The following is a 16,345-nucleotide window of genomic DNA, read 5'->3' on the forward strand; positions in this document are numbered from 1 at the left end:
TTCACCTGAATCATGTTTGATGAACCCATGCCAGTCATGTTGAAAATCAACTCGGTCGCGCGGCCGTTGATCGCAATGTAATAGTCAACCCAGGGCAACGCTGAACACTGGCGGTAACGGCTGTGTTGTCTCGGCGACGTTCACGACGAACATTTGCCCGGCAGTCGAAATAGCCAAGGATGAAAGGCACGACATCAAACCGAAGGCTGGCATAGCACCGCCCTCGCCCGCGCCCAGAGTTGCAGGCGATCCTCGAGTCCGTTCAGGTCACCGTTGATCCGCCGGGTGATGCTGTTGAACTGGTCGCGATCGGCCAGCTCATTCAGGCCGTTCTGCTCCCAGAACCACGCGGCGGACTCGGCGGCCCATTGCGGTTGTTCCAGCAGTTCAGGCAGCGACAGCAGACGCTCATCGCCAAACAGGCCGAGGCTGCACTGGCGGTAGTTGTTGTGCCCGGTGATCTGGATCAGGCCCCGGCCACGGTACTTCTGGCCGTCGCCATCGGCTTCTGGCGTGTTACCCAATCGCAACGCCAGGGTGCCAGTGTCGTATTTGCTCAGGTATTGGTTGTTGCCCAGTTCACGCACGTACTGCAATTGCCCGGATTCATGGCCGACTTGGGCGAGGAACGCGGCGATGCGTTTCGGGGTGTTGATGTTGCGGTGGGTCATGGCGGTGTTAAGGGCGGAAATAAAAACGCCCGCTTGGGAGCGGGCGTTGGGCAATATTTGTTGTAGCTGAGATGAAGTGAGGGGCATGGGTCATGTTCCATTGGCCGATGTTTTTAGCCAAACCGGCGCCAGGGGTTTGCTGAAGTCGTTTGGAAAATTGGCCATCGAGGGCCAGTCGCGCAGATCCTGCCGGTAATCCAGCAGTTCATGATATTCATCGCTGCTCAAGGTCATCGGCGTTCCGGCTGCTTGCTCATCGCGATCACGGTCGACCAGCCATTGGCTGGCGGCCAATTCTTGATCCCGCCAGTTTCGGGCAACTTTCGCGACCTGCGGTGCGCCCTCCTGCACGGCAGGTAGCGGCACGCCACCGTTCGCCAGCCATTGCTGGTATTCATCCCAGAAACGGTGATGAAGAGGTACGGTCGCGCCATCAGGCAGACGGATGACAGTGTCCGGGTCTTTAGTCAGTTGATAGCTCATAAGAAAACCTCCTTAAAGTTCGGCGTCGGCGGTGGCGTGGATGTAGTAAGTCTGAGTAATCAGACCGGTATCGGAGTTATCCACCCAGACGCCGCGAGTCGAAGCACCGAGTGTTCGAGCATTCCCTGACGACACTTCATCGCTTCCTGAACGCCATTGCCCTGCGCTTCCTTTCGGCGTGGTGGCGTACAAACTGAAACTTGGAATAGCTCTCTTCTCGACCTTGAAAGTCCACTGAGCCAAGGGCTGCGAGGCGAACCCCGTTTGCCCCTGTTTCACTGTGGATAACAGTGCACCGTAAGGACCTGCCATGTTTCCCGGAGGCAGATCCTGACTGTAGGTTTTTTCAAAGTAACGCTGGCACATCATCAACTCGTCGCCAGGACTACGCAGTTCGAACGGCGTCGACACTCGCCCCTCTTCCAACTGGATTTGCGCCAGGTCGATAACCTGCAAAACACTCAAAGGCAGATCGAAAGACAGCCGCAGAAAGTCATTGCCACTGCTTCCCAATGTCTTACCCGCCAAGGACGGTATTTGAATCGTGGCACTGTATCGGGACCACGTCGTCTTGAGCTGAAAGCTGCCCACCGGCGTCACCGTATCTGCACTACCACCCACACCGAAATACTGTGCGATCGTCACATTGAGCTGACGCGCCGTGTCGGCCTTGGCCCAGAACGTCAACGTCGCGGTTTTTCCCGCCAGGGTCCTAACCGACTCAATGGCCTGGGAGATTTTATGCACGTTGGCGCCAACCCCCGCGGTGATTTGCTGCCAACGCATGAAGTAACGGGGTTCATTGGGGACATCGGTCTGACCCAATGCAAAGTTCTGCCGGGAAATATTCACCCCGGCATTCCCGTTCCAGTCACAACGAAAACGGTCAGCGATATAGGCCCCGGTGTAAGGCCCCAGGTTGGCGGTCCCGCGCTGCCAGATATCGAAGTTGCCGTTAATCACCAGGTTCTTGCGATACACCTGCACGGGGAAGTTCTGTTGCGGGTCGAGTTTCGCCAACTCCTTGATAGCCAGGCTCAACTGATCATTTTGATTTTCGGAAGGCGTCAGACCGGCAGCGTTGATGGCATTGACGATTTCCTTGGTGACGGCGTTACCCCACGAGGCAGGAATCAGGGAACCGGGAGTTCCGGCGACCGGGTTTTCATCGACAAATTGGCCGTTGACCAGCCCCGCGCTGGTGACGCTTCTTGGATAGTCCATTTTAGTTACTCTGGTTATTGAGCTTCATGCCGTCACTGGCTCGATCCTGGAACTTGCGGCCAGTCGATCGCTGTCGGAAAGTTGGTTTGCTGTTCAAGACGATTCAACTCAACGCTGTAGAGCTTCCACTCCATCAGTGCCAACTGCTCGATATGGGTCGTATCGCCGATATCTTCGGCGTATTGAAGCGGGGCGATACGCAAAATGGCCTCGCGCAGAAGCGCATCTCGCTTCGCCAGTGCCTGGCTATTGAGGTCCACCAGCCTGGCCGTCTCATCAAACGCCCAAGAACCATTGATCCAACGATGGCAAGCACCGGGCCAGGCCTGGGTCGTATACCCGTCAGGCAAATCCCCCAGTTTCATCCAGGTTTCTCTAAAGCCAGTGTCTGTGCGATAGACATCACCACGACAATCGGCTTGAAGTTGCAGCGCCCCGTCTACAAATGCCCACGTGTGGGCAGCGGGTGCTGGAGACAGTTCGATCCCCAACGTGACGGCGTTACTGGGTAGCTGTGTGCCGATCCCCGGAACAACCGGAAACTCCACAGGGCCAAACAAGGCGCCGCTTTCATCTATCAAATAATTAAACATACACACCTCAAATCAATTTGATTCGGCCCGGATAGGCAATGTTTCGGGGACGGGTTTCCGCAGAGAAGGTGCCGATACTGCCTATGCCGGCGTCGACGCCGGCATCGAATGCGGGATTGGGGTAAGTAGTGGCGGATGTCGTATTGGTAGGGCTGGCGTTAACGTCGTGTGCGACATCCCACATGCCGTCAGGAATACTTGAGGCAGGACTGATTGCACTGCCCGTGCCGGTGGGGAGGTAATGGTTATGCTTCTGAAGTGTGTGGAGTTGACTGCTCCCGGGCATACGCGCCGCATCCACGCCTCGAGACTCGTCCAGTACTCGAAGAAACTCCCCGCGCGCCTCCGGGATTCGGAAGTTCAGCGCGCCGTCTGCGGAGGTCCACCCCCCTTCCTTGCCACCCCTCGCAGCTTCAGTCGTCAATGCACCCGATGATTGGGCGTGGTCCCAGAGCCACGGCCATTCGCTGCGCGACAGGACATTCCCATTGAGGGCGCCATAACCGCCGGGGTTCATTTGCAGGGTTGTTTCAAACACCTGCCGCCCCAACGCCGATCCGTCCAGGCGCCCGACTGGCCACCAAATACCGGCACTGTCACTGCGTAGATGCCACCAGTCACCGCTCCCCATCAGCACCAGAAATGGATAGCCGGTCGCCGACAGATGAGTGTGAAACCGGATTCGATCAGTGCCGGCAGCCTGGATAACCAGGCGGTTGCCGCTGTTGTCCACGCGTCGAACAATCACGTCGCGAACGCCCATGGCGACGTTGGCCGGTGGCAGCGTAATGGTGGCCGCGCCGGGGCTGGCGTCAATCAACACCAGACCGAGTTCTTCTGGCGCCAGCAACTTCGATGCAGCCAGCCGAGTGACCACCGAACGCATCGGGCTGGTCACGCCGATGATCGCCTGGATCGCTTTGAGCAACTGACCGTTGTCTGCTTCCGATGGCGCCATTCCTGCGCCAGCAACCACACTCAAAATCTCTTGCGTAACCGAGTTACCCCAGATCGCCGGAATCAACGATCCTGGCGTACCAGCCACCGGGTTTTCATCGACGAACCGGCCATTCACCAGTCCGACACTGGGGATGCTTTTTGGATAATCCATGGTTCTGCTCCCTGTAAAAAACACCTGCGTGGCCATTGGCACTAAGGCAATGCAGGTCATGTTTGAATAAAAACAAAAACGCCCACGGTGAGTGGGCGTTGGGTTCGGCGGATATTTCGGATGAACTAGCCTGCGAAGTCGCTCACCACGGCACGTATGGCGGCAATCGCGTCATCACTGACTTGGTTGGCGAGTTCGGTTTTACCTTTGGCGATATGAACTTTGACTTGTTGTTTCGCCTTCAAGCGCAGGGTTCGAAGTGTCAGCAAGCTCTCGTTGAATTGAGCTGCTTTGGCAACGATCTGATCCGCAGCCTGTCTGGCAGTGCGACCCTTTGCGACCCAGGCTGACACCGCTAGCGGAACAACTTTTTTCGGGTAGCCTTCGTCGATATAAGCCTGAGCCTCGGCGGCGGCTTGTGCGTATTCCATCGCTCGCAACGGATCGCCTGCAATGACGTTTCGCGCATCGTCTGCCGCCGCATCAATCCTGGTGCTCAGGCGTTCGCCTTCCCGTTGTTGGGAGACCGCAACATTCAAGGCGTCGACAACCCACTGTTCACCGTTCCATTCATGATCTGGCGAGGGTTTGGCCGGACGAAGTTCATCTTCGTACTGATGAAGTTCCTGGATAACGATCATCGAATGAGCTCCCACGAGAGATGTACATTGATCGCAGCGGAAAAGTTAATGGCGATGCCGCTTGTGTAATCAGGTTGAGAAAAGGTTTTGATCCCCATCGAAAGCAGCAATTCATCACTGTTCCCGTTAGTAGCGTTGAACGTGTGTTCGGCTTGATAACTCTGCCAGAGCGAACGCGACTCCGAATGATCAAAACTGGCGACCAAGGTTGAAACCGTCGTGTCGTAAACAACGTTGTTGGTGAAAATACAAACGGCAAAGCCAGGCGTTGACCAGCCATCGGCACTAATAACGGCGCTACTGGGCGGTGTCATTAGCGAGTAATTGCCCCCCATCCAACCTCCGGGAGCAAAGGACACGCCGGTGATCAAGGTGGGGTGAGGCGTCGGATTACCCACCACTAGCCGCGCAGCCCGAGCATGGGGATCCAGAGGAAGGTAAACCACACCGTTTCCATTCACGGTCTGGGTCCACGACAGCCGGTTGCGGTTGTAAATCAGCCTGACGATTGGCGTGGTACCAGGACCTGCGGTGACGACCCAGGCGATGCACATATCCAGCGGCGTGGATTGAAAGCCACCGCCCGCAGCACCATTCACAGTGCCTTTCAAATTATCCGGGACTGCGTCGTACAAGGTGCCGCGCTGCATGTAAAACGTCAGCGCACCGCCGATCACCTGCGCCCGCAGGAAGTAGCCGGAGCTTGGCAACAATTCCGCGCTGCTCCAGGCTTGCGTCGTGAACGTGCGCGACCGCCCCAACTGCCCCGCCACCACTTCCTGGCCGATGCTGACAAACACCCCGGCCGGAATCGACACCTTCCCACCGCTGGTAGACGCCGCAATCGGCGTCACCGACAGACGCCCGTCCGCTGTCGCCACCGTGGGCGCCGGCAGCGAGCCAATCGGCAACGCCGAATCCAGATTCCAGCCCTTGGCCGAAACGCTCTGAATGGCTTGCAGCAACTGGTCAAACTTCGTCTCGTCCGGGGTCAGGTCACCCGCCTTGATGACGTTCACAATTTCCTGCGTCACCCCATTGCCCCACGCCGCTGGAATCAACGACCCCGGCGTCCCGGTCAGCGGGTTCTCATCGACAAACTTGCCGTTGACCAATCCGGCGCTGGGCACTTTCGTTGGAAAATCCATCTCTCTACTCCCTATTCATAATTGATGTGCACCTTGGTGTGCGCCGGGGCGCTACGGTGGATCAGGCATTCCAGGGCCGAGCCTGGATTGACGCCGAAACGTTCGCCCCAATAGCTCGCGCCGAAACGCCGACCCAGCAGCAATCGGCCGCCGGTGTTGAGCGTCCACATGAACTGCGCTTCCCAGGTGCCCCAGTGCGCCGCACCAAAACGCGAGCGGCCCATGCGCGGGGCTTCGAGTTCGGTGATGGTGGCGTTCGGGTAGCCCTGGCTTTTGGCGATCTCAAGGTAGTAACCGACCGCCTGGCTGCCGACCGCGAGCAAGCGACGGCGCACCGCGAGACGGCGGTCATCGAACAGCGGCGTGGCGCCCAGGCACGGGTCAGGCAGGTTCATCACCCGCTCCCAATCGGGCACCAGTTCGCTGACGCCGGCCGGGTCCATTTCGTTGAGCAGGTCGGCGGCGCGGGCGTCGAGTCGAGCCAGTTCCTGGGCGATGCTGTCCAGCACCTCTTCCAGTTCCGGAACCCGCTCGGGATCCCACGCCGGGCCGCTGGGCAGCAGGCTGCGCAGTTGCGCGTGATATTGCGCGGCGGTTCTTAGCCCCCCCATATGCAACCTCCGAAGATCAGCAATTGATTGAAGTCAGCTTCGACATTGGCAATGGGCGCGGTCAGTGTGTGGTCGCTTTCGCCTGTGGCGCTGCTGATCGCTTCGCGGATATGACTGATCAATAAGGTGTCGCCCAGGCCGGCCTCGCGGTTATGTAAGTCACGCAGTTGCGCTTCGACGGCGGCTCGCACGGCGGTCGTGTCAGGGGTCAGGGTCAGTTTGTAGGTGACCGGCACCTGCACCGGCGGCAACACATGCAACTCGGCGGTGACCGGGCGCAACGGTTCGATATAGGCCTGGACTTCAGCCAGTTGTGCGGCGTTCGGCACGGGTTGCGGATCGTCGTCGCGCATGATGTACAGGTTGACGATGCCGAGTTTCGCGAGGGTGCTGCGACACCAGGCCCGGGTCACGCCGGGGCATTCCAGCGCCCAGGTTTCGTAGTCTTGCGCCGAGCCGCCATGGGGAATGATCCGATAGGAGCTGATCACCCGCGAGCGCAGGGACTCCAGGCTTTCCCGGGCCACTCCGCCGATCAGGCCCGGTGCCAACACCGTGAAGCTGTTACCGACAATCCCAAGGATCGGCTGCACCGGAATCAGGCTCATGCCGGCGTCGGCATTGCCCAGGCTGCCGGCGTCGAGCGCGGCGATGCTAGTGGTGTTGAGGCCGTTGCTGGTGGTGCGCGACGCGGTCACTTTGTAGGTGCGGCCGTCGCTCGATTGCAGCAGGGTGTCGACATCCAGCACGGCACCGGCGCTGGCGGTAAAACTGACGCTGCCGCTGGCGGCTTGCGCGGCTTTGCGTGGCTGGTTCAGGCGCAATGCGGCGATCCGTTCCAGGGTCGATTCATCGGCCTTGTCCGGGAGGATCTGCTCGGCGATCCAGTCGAGGTAGCCATACAAACCATAAGCGGCACCACCGAGGGTACGCGCCAGTACTTGCGCATCGGACTGGCGCAGCGAATCGCTGGCCAGGTCGCTTTGGGTGCGCTTGATCAGCACCGGCAGCGAAGGGGTTTCAAACGGCATAGATCACCTGCCAACTGTTATCAGGGTTGATGTCCAGGCGCTCGCCATCGGCCAGGGTCAGGACCGTGCGCAGGTTCAGGCGCTGGGCGTCGAGGCGTTCGCTGATGATGTCGATGGCGCTGCAATGGCCGTCATCGATCAGCCATTGCAGGGCTTCGCGGGCATAAAACTCGGCGTCCATCTGTGTTTGCCGGGTCAGCTTGACCCGGCGCAGCAGCCACAGCCGCGAGCCGATTCGGTCATCGGCGACGGTGGGAAAAGTGTCGCCCCACCAGCCGAAGCGTTCCTCGTCATCAAGGGCATCGTCATCGGCAGCGCGGCGCCAGGTGAACAGGCTGATCAGCACCGCGCGGGTGAGTGCGGCGTGGAGGTTCTGGCTGATGAGCATTACTGACCTCCCGCCGGCACGCCGGTCTGGCCGCTGCCCGCTTGAACGCCGACGTGCACGTGTTTGATCTGGCTGATGCCGCCGGCGATTTGATCGCCCGTGGAAACGATTTTTCCGGTCTGGTTGATGACGGGCGTATCGATGTTCACGGCGGTGCTGGCGCGGATGTTCAGGGTCGCGGTCTGGATGTCGATAATCCGCCCGCGCTTGAAGTGGATCTTGTCGCCTTCGTCGGTGTAGATCGCCACTTCGCCGGCGGCCAGGGACTGGAGGCGATAGCGGCGGTCGGCGACCACCAGGACGATGGCGTGGGAACGGTCACCGCCCAGAAACGTGGCAATGCCCTCGGCGCCGGCCAGTGGGTTACTGGTGAAACCGTAGGGCTCGAAGTGTTCCATGTCGTCATTCACTTCGCCGGCGGTGAGGCGCATTTGCAGCGATTGCAGCTTGGATGCCGAGTTGGCGAGCACGACAGTGCCGCGCGCCAGGAGGCGGGTCAGTAGGCTCATTGGGTTTCCTTCAAGGATCAGGCTGAATGCGATCAAGCTCGCTCCCACATTTGGACGGCGTCGTTCACGTTCCTTGCGTACACAGGAGATTCCCTGTGGGAGCGGGCTTGCTCGCGAAGGCGGTGGGTCAGGTGACATCGTTGGTGAATGTGAAACCGTCTTCGCGAGCAAGCCCGCTCCCACATTTGATCGGGGTTGTTCACGGAATTGGCGTACACAGGAAATTCCCTGTGGGAGCGAGCTTGCTCGCGAAGGCGGTGGGTCAGGCGACATCGTTGGTGAATGTGCTGCCGTCATCGCGAGCAAGCTCGCTCCCACAATTGATCGGGGTTGTCGCGGCATTGGTGTGTGCAGGAGATTCCCTGTGGGAGCGGGCTTGCTCGCGAAAGCGGTGGGTCAGGTGACATCGTTGGTGAATGTGAAGCCGTCTTCGCGAGCAAGCCCGCTCCCACAGGTTTCGGTGTCGGGCTCAGGTTTTTTTGGGTGGTGTAGGGTTGGCGTCGAAGGTGTGTGGCGGGGCCACTTGCAGGGTGGTGGTCGAGCCTTGCGCCGACAGCGAATACGTCACTTTGGAAATCAGCATGTCGCCATCCACTTCCAGCACCGGGTCCTTGACCCTGACCAGTGTGTTGTGGCGCCACAAATCGCCATTGGCCTGGCGCCAGCCTTGCACCTGGTACGTGGTGGCCGAGGCCTTGCCGACGCGGGTGGCGGCTTCCCAGTTGGCGCGTTGCAGCGCCAGTTCCGGGGTGATCTGCATGCCTTCATTGATCACCGTGACCCGTTTGCGCTTGAAGCCCAGGTCAGTAGACACCGCCTCGACCTCGCTGGCCGCCGCACCACTTTTCTGGTCATTGCCCTTCTGCTGGCCGATCACTCGATACTCAGAAAACACCTGGCTGAAATCCATCGGTGCACTGGCCGACAGAATGTTCTTGCCCAGTTCCAGCACATCGCTCGCACGTCCGCCGCTGCCCGGGCGGGCCAGGATGATCCGGCCCTGGGCATCATCGGTCGAAAACACCCGGAACAGTGTCAGCAACCGGTCGATGGACTGGAACACCGTTTCCCCCGGCACAATCGTGTGACTGCCCAAACGAGCGGTTTCCGGAATTTCACTGACCACAGCGACGCCATAGGACGACGCCAGCGCTTCGACGATGCTCAGCAAAGATTGCTGATGCCATTGGTTGGGACGGTTGGTCGCCGCGCAGTCCACCAGGTCCTGAGTTTTCGAACTGCCTTCGATACTCAGGCCGATTTGCCGCCCGTCATAACTGATCGGCGCCTTGAACACGTACCCGGTGAGTACCAGATCGTTGCCGATGCGCACCTCGCACGGCGCCCCCGGCTGAATCCGTCGCACCGTGGTCTGCCCCGGCCATTGCCAGGTGACGTCGAGCTTGAAGGTGCGGAATTGACGCTCCAGGTCCGCGGTGATTTGCACGCTTTTCCAGCCGCCATACTCCAGACCGTCAACGGTCAGGGTGACTTTGTTATCCAGTTCGCTCATGGCTTACTCCCCGGAGAGTTTCAGGTCATTCGGCGGAGAGAAAACGGGATGAACAATGCCGTTACGCTGGATCACTTCCTCCACCCGCGTTGCGTCGCCCAATTGCTTGTAAGCGATGACGAGGGCCGGAAAACTCTCCTGGAACGACTTGCTGACCAGCCTGACACCCGACGACGCAACGGCCGTCAGATGCGCATTGAGTTTATGCCGCAGGTCCGTCATTGCCTGGTAGTGCGCCGGATCAGCCTTGTTCGATGCTTGCTGGATCGCCTCATCCAGCGCCGCACGCAACGCCAGCACATCATCGGCCACCGGCACGGCTTGTCGCTGGACCGGTTGCTCGGCCTGTTGTTCGAGGGACGGCGTGGAACCCAACTTGACCACTTTCGACGCCACCGGCATCGCCGCGACCCATTGGGCCGCCTGCACCAGCAACGTGTCTTGCACCAGATTCGCCAGGGCCTGGGCCGCAGCGGTGGTGTCCTTGCCGGTGGTGATCTTCGGTGCGTCCGCCTTGCGGATGGCTTCGACCTGTTGGGAGACGTTGGCAATCACGCCACGATAACCGTCACGGGCGAAGTCCTTGAGCTCCTTGATGTCGCCGACCAAGCCCTTGAATTCGGCTGCCACTTCCTTGGGCAACTCCTTGACCGCTTTGACCAACTCGCTGATCTGCTTGTATTGATCGATCAGCGGTTGCAGCTGAGTCTGAATCACCCCGTAGATGTCCTTGATGCTGTTGCGCAGGTCGGCGATGCCGATTCGCGCAGCCTTGATCAAGGTCATCGCGTCTTCGAAACGCGCCACCGCCGAACCTAAAAAACTGTCCGCCGATACCAGCAACACTTTCTGTGTACTGACCGTCGCCGTCGGAAACGGCAGTGGTTCATCGGGATAAAACTTCAGCGTGAACGTCACCAACCCGCCGTCCTGGCGGGTGTGGGTCATGTCGCATTCGCCGACCTTGACCTGCAGGCGTCCCAGCCACGGATGCACCAGCTCACCATTGCCCTGCTCCAGCGCCTTGAGCAGTTTGTCGCGCTGCTCCAGGCAATCGGGGCCGACGATGAATGCCGTCAGATCGTGGATCTTCGCCTGCTGGCCAAGGTTCTCGAAAAACGGCAGATCCCGCTGCGGGTACTCGTGCAACTGGCCCTTTTTGCCGACCGGGGTTTTCGCCTGATCGACCCAGAAACCGACACCGCGAAAGGACGCCGGCAATAAACGGTCACGCCAGCTCATTGGAACCTCCAAGCGAAAGTGAGCGGTAGCCAATACGCGAGTTGAGCGCCAGCCCCGGCTGATTGGTTTGTGGTTGATCGGTACGCAAACCGGCTGGCGCGTTGTCGAAGCGCACGGTCAGGCCGCCTTCGAGTTGCGTGCGGTTGTTAGCGGCGGTTTGCTGGATCAGGGCACTGGAGTTTTGCGTCAGGGAGCCCGTCAGCATCGACGGTTTTTGCGCCAGGCCGCCGGGCGTCAAGTCTGTCGTAGACGAGGGTTCGGTACTGGCGCCAAAGAACGCCGGCGCCAGTTCACCTTTGCCTTCGGCATTGGTTTTCTTCTGCGCCTCGGCCAAGCCTTCGACCTTGCCGGTGACGCTGGCGATCACCCCGGCGAAGCCACCTTCGAACAATTCCTTGATCGGCGCGATGACGTCCTGGAGCTTTTTCCACAGACCGCTGAACCACTCGGTGATCGGTTCCCAGTTCTTGATGATTTGCCCCAGCGGCGACCATTCGAACATCCCGTGCAGGAACTCCAGCGCCGGCGCGGCCAATGCTTGCACCACGCCCCACAGCGCCGAAAACACTTCGCTGATCGGCTGCCAGTTGGCCGCAATCTGCGCCATCGGCGACCACTCGAACACGCTGCTGAAGAAATCCTTGACCACTTGCGCCGCGCTTTGCAAAGCGGCCCACAGCGGATCGAAGAACGCGCTGATGGCTCCCCAGTTGTTGATGATCATCCCCAGGGGAGAGTAATCGAACAGCGTGCCGAAGAAGTCCTTGATGGCCTGGGCCGCCGGTTGCAGCGCAGTCCAGATCGACCTGAAGAAACCGGTGATGGCGCCCCAGTTGTTGATGATCATGCCCAGAGGCGTCCAGTCGAACAGGCCTTTGAGGAAGTCGATCACCGGCACCGTCAGGGCCTTGAGCAATTCCCAGATCGCCGAGAACAGACCGGTCAACCCGGCCCAGTTGTCGATGATCATCCCGTAGGGCGTCCACGAAAAAGCTGTTTTCAGGAAACCTGTCACCGTCGCGGTCACGGCTTTGATGCCATCCCAGAGACCGGAGAAGAACCCGGTAATCGGCCCCCAATTGGCAATCAGCATGCCGAGCGGTGTCCAGTTGAAGACGGTACTCAACACCGCCATGGCCTTCGCGGCGACATTCTTGATGCCGTCCCAGAGGTTGACGAAGAACGCGGAAATCGGCGTCCAGTTGGCAATGATCAAACCGGCGGCCAGCGCTACGCCCATGGCAATCAGCATGATCGGATTGACCTTGAGCACCGAGCCCATCAGGTCAATAACCTGGGTCGCCCCGGTGACCGCCGTTTGCATCGCCGAGAACGCGATGGCGGCCGTCGCCAGCGTCTCGACCAGTTTCGGGTTGTCGGCGACAAAGCGCCCTACTCCCGCCAGCAACGGCTCCAGATTTACCACCAGAGTAGCGACCGCCGGAGCCAGCGCGGCGTCGATGGAGGTCGATACCTTGGCCATCGACTGGCTGAAAATATTCATGCTTTGCGCGGCACTTTCGGGCGCGCCCGGCAGATCGACAGCCTTGGCCGATTCACTGACCTCGGCCAATTTGCCTTTGAACGCGTCGGACGCCTTGATCCCGTCCACGAACGGCGTGATCACGCTACCGCCCTTGAACAGGCCACTGATATCCAGCTTGCCGAGGCCGGCCTGTTCGAGGTTTTTCTTGAAGCTGTCGACCTTCGAAACAAGGGCCGCCAGCTTGGGTGACAGTTCATCGATGCCGGTCAACAGCACCGATTTCTTTAGCGTTTCTGTGTCTGCCATCACTGCACCTGCTGCATCGCATTGATCCGTTGCGCGTGCTCCAGGGATTCCCGGAGCACATCCAGTGGCCTGGCCATCATCTGTTCGGGGTCAACCTTCCAGAACCAGGCCAGGTCATAGGCGACTGCGATCAGGTCGGTGATGGCTCCGACGCCGCACTCATGAAAAAACTCGCGACAGCCCAGCTCAGCGCGTTGAGGTCAGCCAGGTCCAACTGGTTGACCGACGACGGTGGAATGCCGGCGCAGACCGCGATGTATTTCGCCGCGACGTCCATGTCCAGGCTGACTTCTTCGCTCTTGTCGATCTTGTACGGCAGTGCCTTGATCGCCCGCACTTCCTGCACCGTCGGACGGCGCAGGTTGAGTTCGGTCAAAGGCTCGCCGTGGGCTTCAATCGCAACCTGAAGCTTCACGGCGCCGCTCATTGCCAGGTCCCCTTGACGCCGTTGAACACCAGCGAGATCGAGGCGTCATCGCCCTTGGACGCTGGTTCATCGACCAGGTAGGCGCCGGCCAGCACGTAGACTTTGCCGTTGCTGAATTCGCAGGTGACGGTCATGTCGACGCCCGCCACCAGTTGCTTGAGCGGGAAGTCCGGGGTGTGCAGCGCCGTCACTTTGAACGATGGCGGGATGTCGGTTTCCTTGTAGAAACCCGGTACGACGGTTTCGCGTTTGGTGGACATCAGTGGCGCTTCGCAGCCGCCATTGATGGTCAGTTGAGCGCCGTCCACTTTGACGTAGCAGGTGCCCGCAATCAGTTGACCCATGGTGTTTCTCCCTTCAAATAAAAAGCCCACGCGAGGTGGGCTGAAATCGCACGTTCAACCGCGGTTTTTAAGCGGCGTCGTCGTACTGCAGACGGAATTGGTTGAGCAGTGCGAACACGCGCAGACCGTTGATGTAATCAGGCGGGAACAGCACGTTGACCCGGCTCGGGTCCTGCACGTCGCGCTCGACAATCAGGTGCTCGGCGAACAGCTCGGCGTTTTCCACGTGGCCTTCCAGTTCGAGCTTGGCGTACTGGGCAATCAGCTCACCGCGAATGGTGCTCGGGGTGATGATCGGCTGGCCGGCGCCGAAACGGGTGCCGTCGGAGGCCAGTTTGTGGCGCCCGTATTTGCTGGTGATCACACTTTGCAGACGACGCACGATGAACGCCGACTGGTGCATGGTTTCGCTGTCCAGGTAGGAGTTGTCAGCCTGGCCGTAAGCGTTTTTCTGGTAGGTGGTGATCGAACGCTGGATGCGCACGTAACCGCCTTCGTAGTACGCGGTGGCGATGCCGTAGTTGAGCAGCGACTGACGCTCGGTCAGGGTGAAGCGCTCGCTGGCCGGCGCCGGGTCGAGACCTGGCAGGCTGCCGCTTTGGGTCGGACGGCTGGCGTCGGCGGAGATGAACACCGAGGTGCGTGCAGCCAGTGCAGCGGCCTGAACCCAGAACGGTTGCGGAACACCCGGTTCCAGCGCCTGGATGGTCATGTGCTGATCGTTACGCGCCTGACCGGCGGCAACCAAAGTGCCGATGGTGCCGCGCTTGGCGCTGTAGACGTGACCGAACAATTGCTTGGCCCAGGACCAACGACCGGTGCTGTCATCCATGACGGCTTGCCAGGTGTTGAGGGTGCTCAGGTCCGAGAACGGCATGCAGATGAACTCGAACGGCTCATCGCCGAGTGCTGCCACGGCAGCCACTTGATCCGGCACACCGGCGCCTCCGGTCATGGCGGTGGCGACCGAAGTCAGGCCCGCCGGGGTTTCTTCGCCGTTGCTCTTGCCCAGGCGATTGAATTGCAGGCTGATGTCGTTACCGCTGTCGCCCGTCCACTTGGCGCTCAGGGTCACGATGCCTTCGGCCGCAGCAGCGCTGACCGGCAGATCCGCAGCGGCATTGATTTTCAGTGCCAGCGCGGTGGCGGCTTGAGCGGCGGTAGCGCCGTTGACGATGGCCGCTTGAACGCGAACGCCGCCGACGTACAGGTTGAGCACGCCGCTCTGGGTCGCTGCGCCGGTCAGGGTCAGCACGCCTTTGGCGATACTGCCTTCTGTGTTGTGCAGCGGCAGGCACCAGATCTCGCCGATCGGGTCGGTCTTGCGCCAGGTTTCGTACATCGAGGCCAGCATCGAACCTTGACCACCAATGCTTTTGGCCAGCGCAACGCTGGACACCAGCACCAGTTTGCCGGCGTCGGCCGGGGCGATGTTGTCGTTGACCTGGGCGACGATCAAACGGCGCATGGCCGACGACGCGCTATTGGCCGCCGAATTGTCCATCTCGGCATAGAACAGCGGAACACGAATGTCCGCGGGGATGTTGCTGAATCCGATCGCCATTATTTGGCTCCCTGTGGTTTGACCGCTTTCACGGCTTTGGTAGTGATATCGCCATCGGCCAGACGCCGGCGCCACCAGGCGTTGTCTGGCACTTCACGGCCCTCGAGGGGCAACAGATCGCCCGCTTCCGGGTCCGGCACGACACGGCCTGGGGCCGGCAGCACGGTGATGCGTTTGCTCATGGGGTTACATCTCCAGAGAAAGTCATTTCCAGGCGCCCGTCGGGGCCTGGGCGTTGCAGATTGGGGTCCGCCGGATCGATGGCATCGACCCGCACGGTGACCCCGGTAAAGGACGACAAACCGTCCAGTTCACGCTCGTGCCAGCTCTCCGCCGGTTGGTTTGGCAGATTGCGGCCGAGCTGGAATTCGGCGTAAAAGCGCAGGCGATACAACGCGCGGCTGGCGTTGATGGAAAGCAGTTCACCACCGTCGTATTCGATGGCGTCGTAGTCAGTGCCAGGCTTGAAACCCACCAGTGCGCGCCACAGTTCGGCACGCAGGTCGTGCAACAGATCCAGCGCTTTTGTCGCGTCGGTGGTGTCGAGCACCAGCGTCACTTCGAAGGTGTCGCGGATCGGTTGCAGCGCGAGGTTTTGCGCGAGGCTTTTGCTCGCCACATCGGCGAGCGGGACGACGTATGCGCAGGGGGTGGTGAGTGGGGTGTTGGCTTGCAAGGTGGTGAGGTCGATGCCCGCACCGATGCGATTGGCCAGGGTTGGGCATTGCTCACGCAACTGCGTGAGGATCGGAGTGATCTTCATCAGGGCGCTCCATCTGTATGAAAGGTACGGTCGAAACCTGTGGGAGCGGGCTTGCTCGCGAAAGCGGTGGGTCAGGCGGTTTCGATGTCGGATGTGAAGCCGTCTTCGCGGGCAAGCCCGCTCCCACAGGGAATCTCGGTTGTGCGCAAGTGCTGTGCATGACGCAGAGCAAAATGTGGGAGCGGGCTTGCTCGCGAAGGCGGTGGGTCAGGCGACATTGATGGTGAATGTGTTGCCGTCTTCGCGAGCAAGCCCGCTCCCACAGGGGGGTTGTGTGTTGGCGACTGGTT

Annotated in this window: 19 protein-coding genes; all 19 read right to left on the reverse strand. The window is 60.2% G+C overall.

Features of this window, described 5'->3' with window-relative positions:
- Positions 1–194 precede the first annotated feature (194 nt).
- Positions 195–758, reverse strand: a complete 564-nt coding sequence (locus NK667_RS21280; protein ID WP_054615974.1) for a glycoside hydrolase family 19 protein — start codon at positions 756–758, stop codon at positions 195–197.
- Between the two features lie 3 nt (positions 759–761).
- A complete protein-coding gene (locus NK667_RS21285) occupies positions 762–1,154 on the reverse strand; it encodes a phage tail assembly chaperone (RefSeq protein ID WP_054615975.1) in 393 nt (130 codons plus the stop codon).
- A 12-nt stretch (positions 1,155–1,166) separates the two neighbouring features.
- The gene (locus tag NK667_RS21290) at positions 1,167–2,378 is read right to left on the reverse strand and encodes a hypothetical protein (protein WP_054615976.1); all 1,212 of its coding nucleotides are present in this window, start codon (positions 2,376–2,378) and stop codon (positions 1,167–1,169) included.
- A 32-nt stretch (positions 2,379–2,410) separates the two neighbouring features.
- Positions 2,411–2,971, reverse strand: a complete 561-nt coding sequence (locus NK667_RS21295) for a tail fiber assembly protein (protein ID WP_054615977.1) — start codon at positions 2,969–2,971, stop codon at positions 2,411–2,413.
- Positions 2,972–2,978: 7 nt separating this feature from the next.
- Positions 2,979–4,082, reverse strand: coding sequence for a hypothetical protein (locus NK667_RS21300; protein ID WP_054615978.1), 1,104 nt, complete (start codon positions 4,080–4,082; stop codon positions 2,979–2,981).
- A 125-nt stretch (positions 4,083–4,207) separates the two neighbouring features.
- Positions 4,208–4,723: a hypothetical protein gene (locus NK667_RS21305; RefSeq protein WP_054615979.1), complete on the reverse strand. Its 516-nt coding sequence runs from the start codon at positions 4,721–4,723 to the stop codon at positions 4,208–4,210.
- Complete coding sequence (locus NK667_RS21310; RefSeq protein WP_054615980.1) at positions 4,720–5,871, reverse strand: hypothetical protein; 1,152 nt, start codon at positions 5,869–5,871, stop codon at positions 4,720–4,722. Before NK667_RS21310 ends, NK667_RS21305 begins: the two co-directional genes overlap by 4 nt.
- Before the next feature lie 11 nt (positions 5,872–5,882).
- Positions 5,883–6,482 carry a YmfQ family protein gene (locus NK667_RS21315; protein WP_054615981.1) on the reverse strand — a complete coding sequence of 200 codons (600 nt, stop codon included), beginning with the start codon at positions 6,480–6,482 and terminating at the stop codon, positions 5,883–5,885.
- Entirely contained in the window at positions 6,470–7,513 is a 1,044-nt protein-coding gene (locus NK667_RS21320) for a baseplate J/gp47 family protein (protein WP_054615982.1), read from the reverse strand. The genes NK667_RS21315 and NK667_RS21320 overlap by 13 nt, the downstream gene beginning before the upstream one ends.
- Positions 7,503–7,901 carry a phage GP46 family protein gene (locus NK667_RS21325; RefSeq protein ID WP_054047083.1) on the reverse strand — a complete coding sequence of 133 codons (399 nt, stop codon included), beginning with the start codon at positions 7,899–7,901 and terminating at the stop codon, positions 7,503–7,505. The genes NK667_RS21320 and NK667_RS21325 overlap by 11 nt, the downstream gene beginning before the upstream one ends.
- Complete coding sequence (locus NK667_RS21330; protein WP_054047085.1) at positions 7,901–8,410, reverse strand: phage baseplate assembly protein V; 510 nt, start codon at positions 8,408–8,410, stop codon at positions 7,901–7,903. The genes NK667_RS21325 and NK667_RS21330 overlap by 1 nt, the downstream gene beginning before the upstream one ends.
- Positions 8,411–8,879: 469 nt before the next feature.
- Entirely contained in the window at positions 8,880–9,923 is a 1,044-nt protein-coding gene (locus NK667_RS21335) for a phage baseplate assembly protein (protein ID WP_054615983.1), read from the reverse strand.
- A 3-nt stretch (positions 9,924–9,926) separates the two neighbouring features.
- A complete protein-coding gene (locus NK667_RS21340; RefSeq protein ID WP_054615984.1) occupies positions 9,927–11,165 on the reverse strand; it encodes a DNA circularization protein in 1,239 nt (412 codons plus the stop codon).
- Entirely contained in the window at positions 11,152–12,957 is a 1,806-nt protein-coding gene (locus tag NK667_RS21345) for a phage tail tape measure protein (RefSeq protein ID WP_054615985.1), read from the reverse strand. Before NK667_RS21345 ends, NK667_RS21340 begins: the two co-directional genes overlap by 14 nt.
- Positions 12,958–13,087: 130 nt before the next feature.
- Positions 13,088–13,384 carry a phage tail assembly protein gene (locus tag NK667_RS21350; protein ID WP_054047093.1) on the reverse strand — a complete coding sequence of 99 codons (297 nt, stop codon included), beginning with the start codon at positions 13,382–13,384 and terminating at the stop codon, positions 13,088–13,090.
- Positions 13,381–13,728 (reverse strand): phage tail tube protein, encoded by a 348-nt coding sequence (locus NK667_RS21355; protein WP_054047095.1) that lies wholly within the window; start codon positions 13,726–13,728, stop codon positions 13,381–13,383. Before NK667_RS21355 ends, NK667_RS21350 begins: the two co-directional genes overlap by 4 nt.
- A gap of 67 nt (positions 13,729–13,795) precedes the next feature.
- Positions 13,796–15,292: a phage tail sheath subtilisin-like domain-containing protein gene (locus tag NK667_RS21360; protein WP_054047097.1), complete on the reverse strand. Its 1,497-nt coding sequence runs from the start codon at positions 15,290–15,292 to the stop codon at positions 13,796–13,798.
- A complete protein-coding gene (locus tag NK667_RS21365; RefSeq protein WP_054615986.1) occupies positions 15,292–15,474 on the reverse strand; it encodes a DUF2635 domain-containing protein in 183 nt (60 codons plus the stop codon). Before NK667_RS21365 ends, NK667_RS21360 begins: the two co-directional genes overlap by 1 nt.
- Complete coding sequence (locus tag NK667_RS21370; RefSeq protein WP_054615987.1) at positions 15,471–16,055, reverse strand: phage tail terminator protein; 585 nt, start codon at positions 16,053–16,055, stop codon at positions 15,471–15,473. The genes NK667_RS21365 and NK667_RS21370 overlap by 4 nt, the downstream gene beginning before the upstream one ends.
- Between the last annotated feature and the right edge of the window lie 290 nt (positions 16,056–16,345).

This window comes from Pseudomonas nunensis, from assembly GCF_024296925.1.
Lineage (GTDB): Bacteria > Pseudomonadota > Gammaproteobacteria > Pseudomonadales > Pseudomonadaceae > Aquipseudomonas > Aquipseudomonas nunensis.

Bases quoted from the DNA above. Each gene is read 5' to 3' on its own strand.
- NK667_RS21360 (WP_054047097.1), bottom strand. From the start codon at position 15,292: ATGGCGATCGGATTCAGCAACATCCCCGCGGACATTCGTGTTCCGCTG.
- NK667_RS21330 (WP_054047085.1), bottom strand. From the start codon at position 8,410: ATGAGCCTACTGACCCGCCTCCTGGCGCGCGGCACTGTCGTGCTCGCC.
- NK667_RS21365 (WP_054615986.1), bottom strand. From the start codon at position 15,474: ATGAGCAAACGCATCACCGTGCTGCCGGCCCCAGGCCGTGTCGTGCCG.
- NK667_RS21345 (WP_054615985.1), bottom strand. From the start codon at position 12,957: ATGGCAGACACAGAAACGCTAAAGAAATCGGTGCTGTTGACCGGCATC.
- NK667_RS21290 (WP_054615976.1), bottom strand. From the start codon at position 2,378: ATGGACTATCCAAGAAGCGTCACCAGCGCGGGGCTGGTCAACGGCCAA.
- NK667_RS21340 (WP_054615984.1), bottom strand. From the start codon at position 11,165: ATGAGCTGGCGTGACCGTTTATTGCCGGCGTCCTTTCGCGGTGTCGGT.
- NK667_RS21305 (WP_054615979.1), bottom strand. From the start codon at position 4,723: ATGATCGTTATCCAGGAACTTCATCAGTACGAAGATGAACTTCGTCCG.
- NK667_RS21355 (WP_054047095.1), bottom strand. From the start codon at position 13,728: ATGGGTCAACTGATTGCGGGCACCTGCTACGTCAAAGTGGACGGCGCT.
- NK667_RS21350 (WP_054047093.1), bottom strand. From the start codon at position 13,384: ATGAGCGGCGCCGTGAAGCTTCAGGTTGCGATTGAAGCCCACGGCGAG.
- NK667_RS21335 (WP_054615983.1), bottom strand. From the start codon at position 9,923: ATGAGCGAACTGGATAACAAAGTCACCCTGACCGTTGACGGTCTGGAG.
- NK667_RS21295 (WP_054615977.1), bottom strand. From the start codon at position 2,971: ATGTTTAATTATTTGATAGATGAAAGCGGCGCCTTGTTTGGCCCTGTG.
- NK667_RS21280 (WP_054615974.1), bottom strand. From the start codon at position 758: ATGCCCCTCACTTCATCTCAGCTACAACAAATATTGCCCAACGCCCGC.
- NK667_RS21320 (WP_054615982.1), bottom strand. From the start codon at position 7,513: ATGCCGTTTGAAACCCCTTCGCTGCCGGTGCTGATCAAGCGCACCCAA.
- NK667_RS21325 (WP_054047083.1), bottom strand. From the start codon at position 7,901: ATGCTCATCAGCCAGAACCTCCACGCCGCACTCACCCGCGCGGTGCTG.
- NK667_RS21310 (WP_054615980.1), bottom strand. From the start codon at position 5,871: ATGGATTTTCCAACGAAAGTGCCCAGCGCCGGATTGGTCAACGGCAAG.
- NK667_RS21300 (WP_054615978.1), bottom strand. From the start codon at position 4,082: ATGGATTATCCAAAAAGCATCCCCAGTGTCGGACTGGTGAATGGCCGG.
- NK667_RS21285 (WP_054615975.1), bottom strand. From the start codon at position 1,154: ATGAGCTATCAACTGACTAAAGACCCGGACACTGTCATCCGTCTGCCT.
- NK667_RS21370 (WP_054615987.1), bottom strand. From the start codon at position 16,055: ATGAAGATCACTCCGATCCTCACGCAGTTGCGTGAGCAATGCCCAACC.
- NK667_RS21315 (WP_054615981.1), bottom strand. From the start codon at position 6,482: ATGGGGGGGCTAAGAACCGCCGCGCAATATCACGCGCAACTGCGCAGC.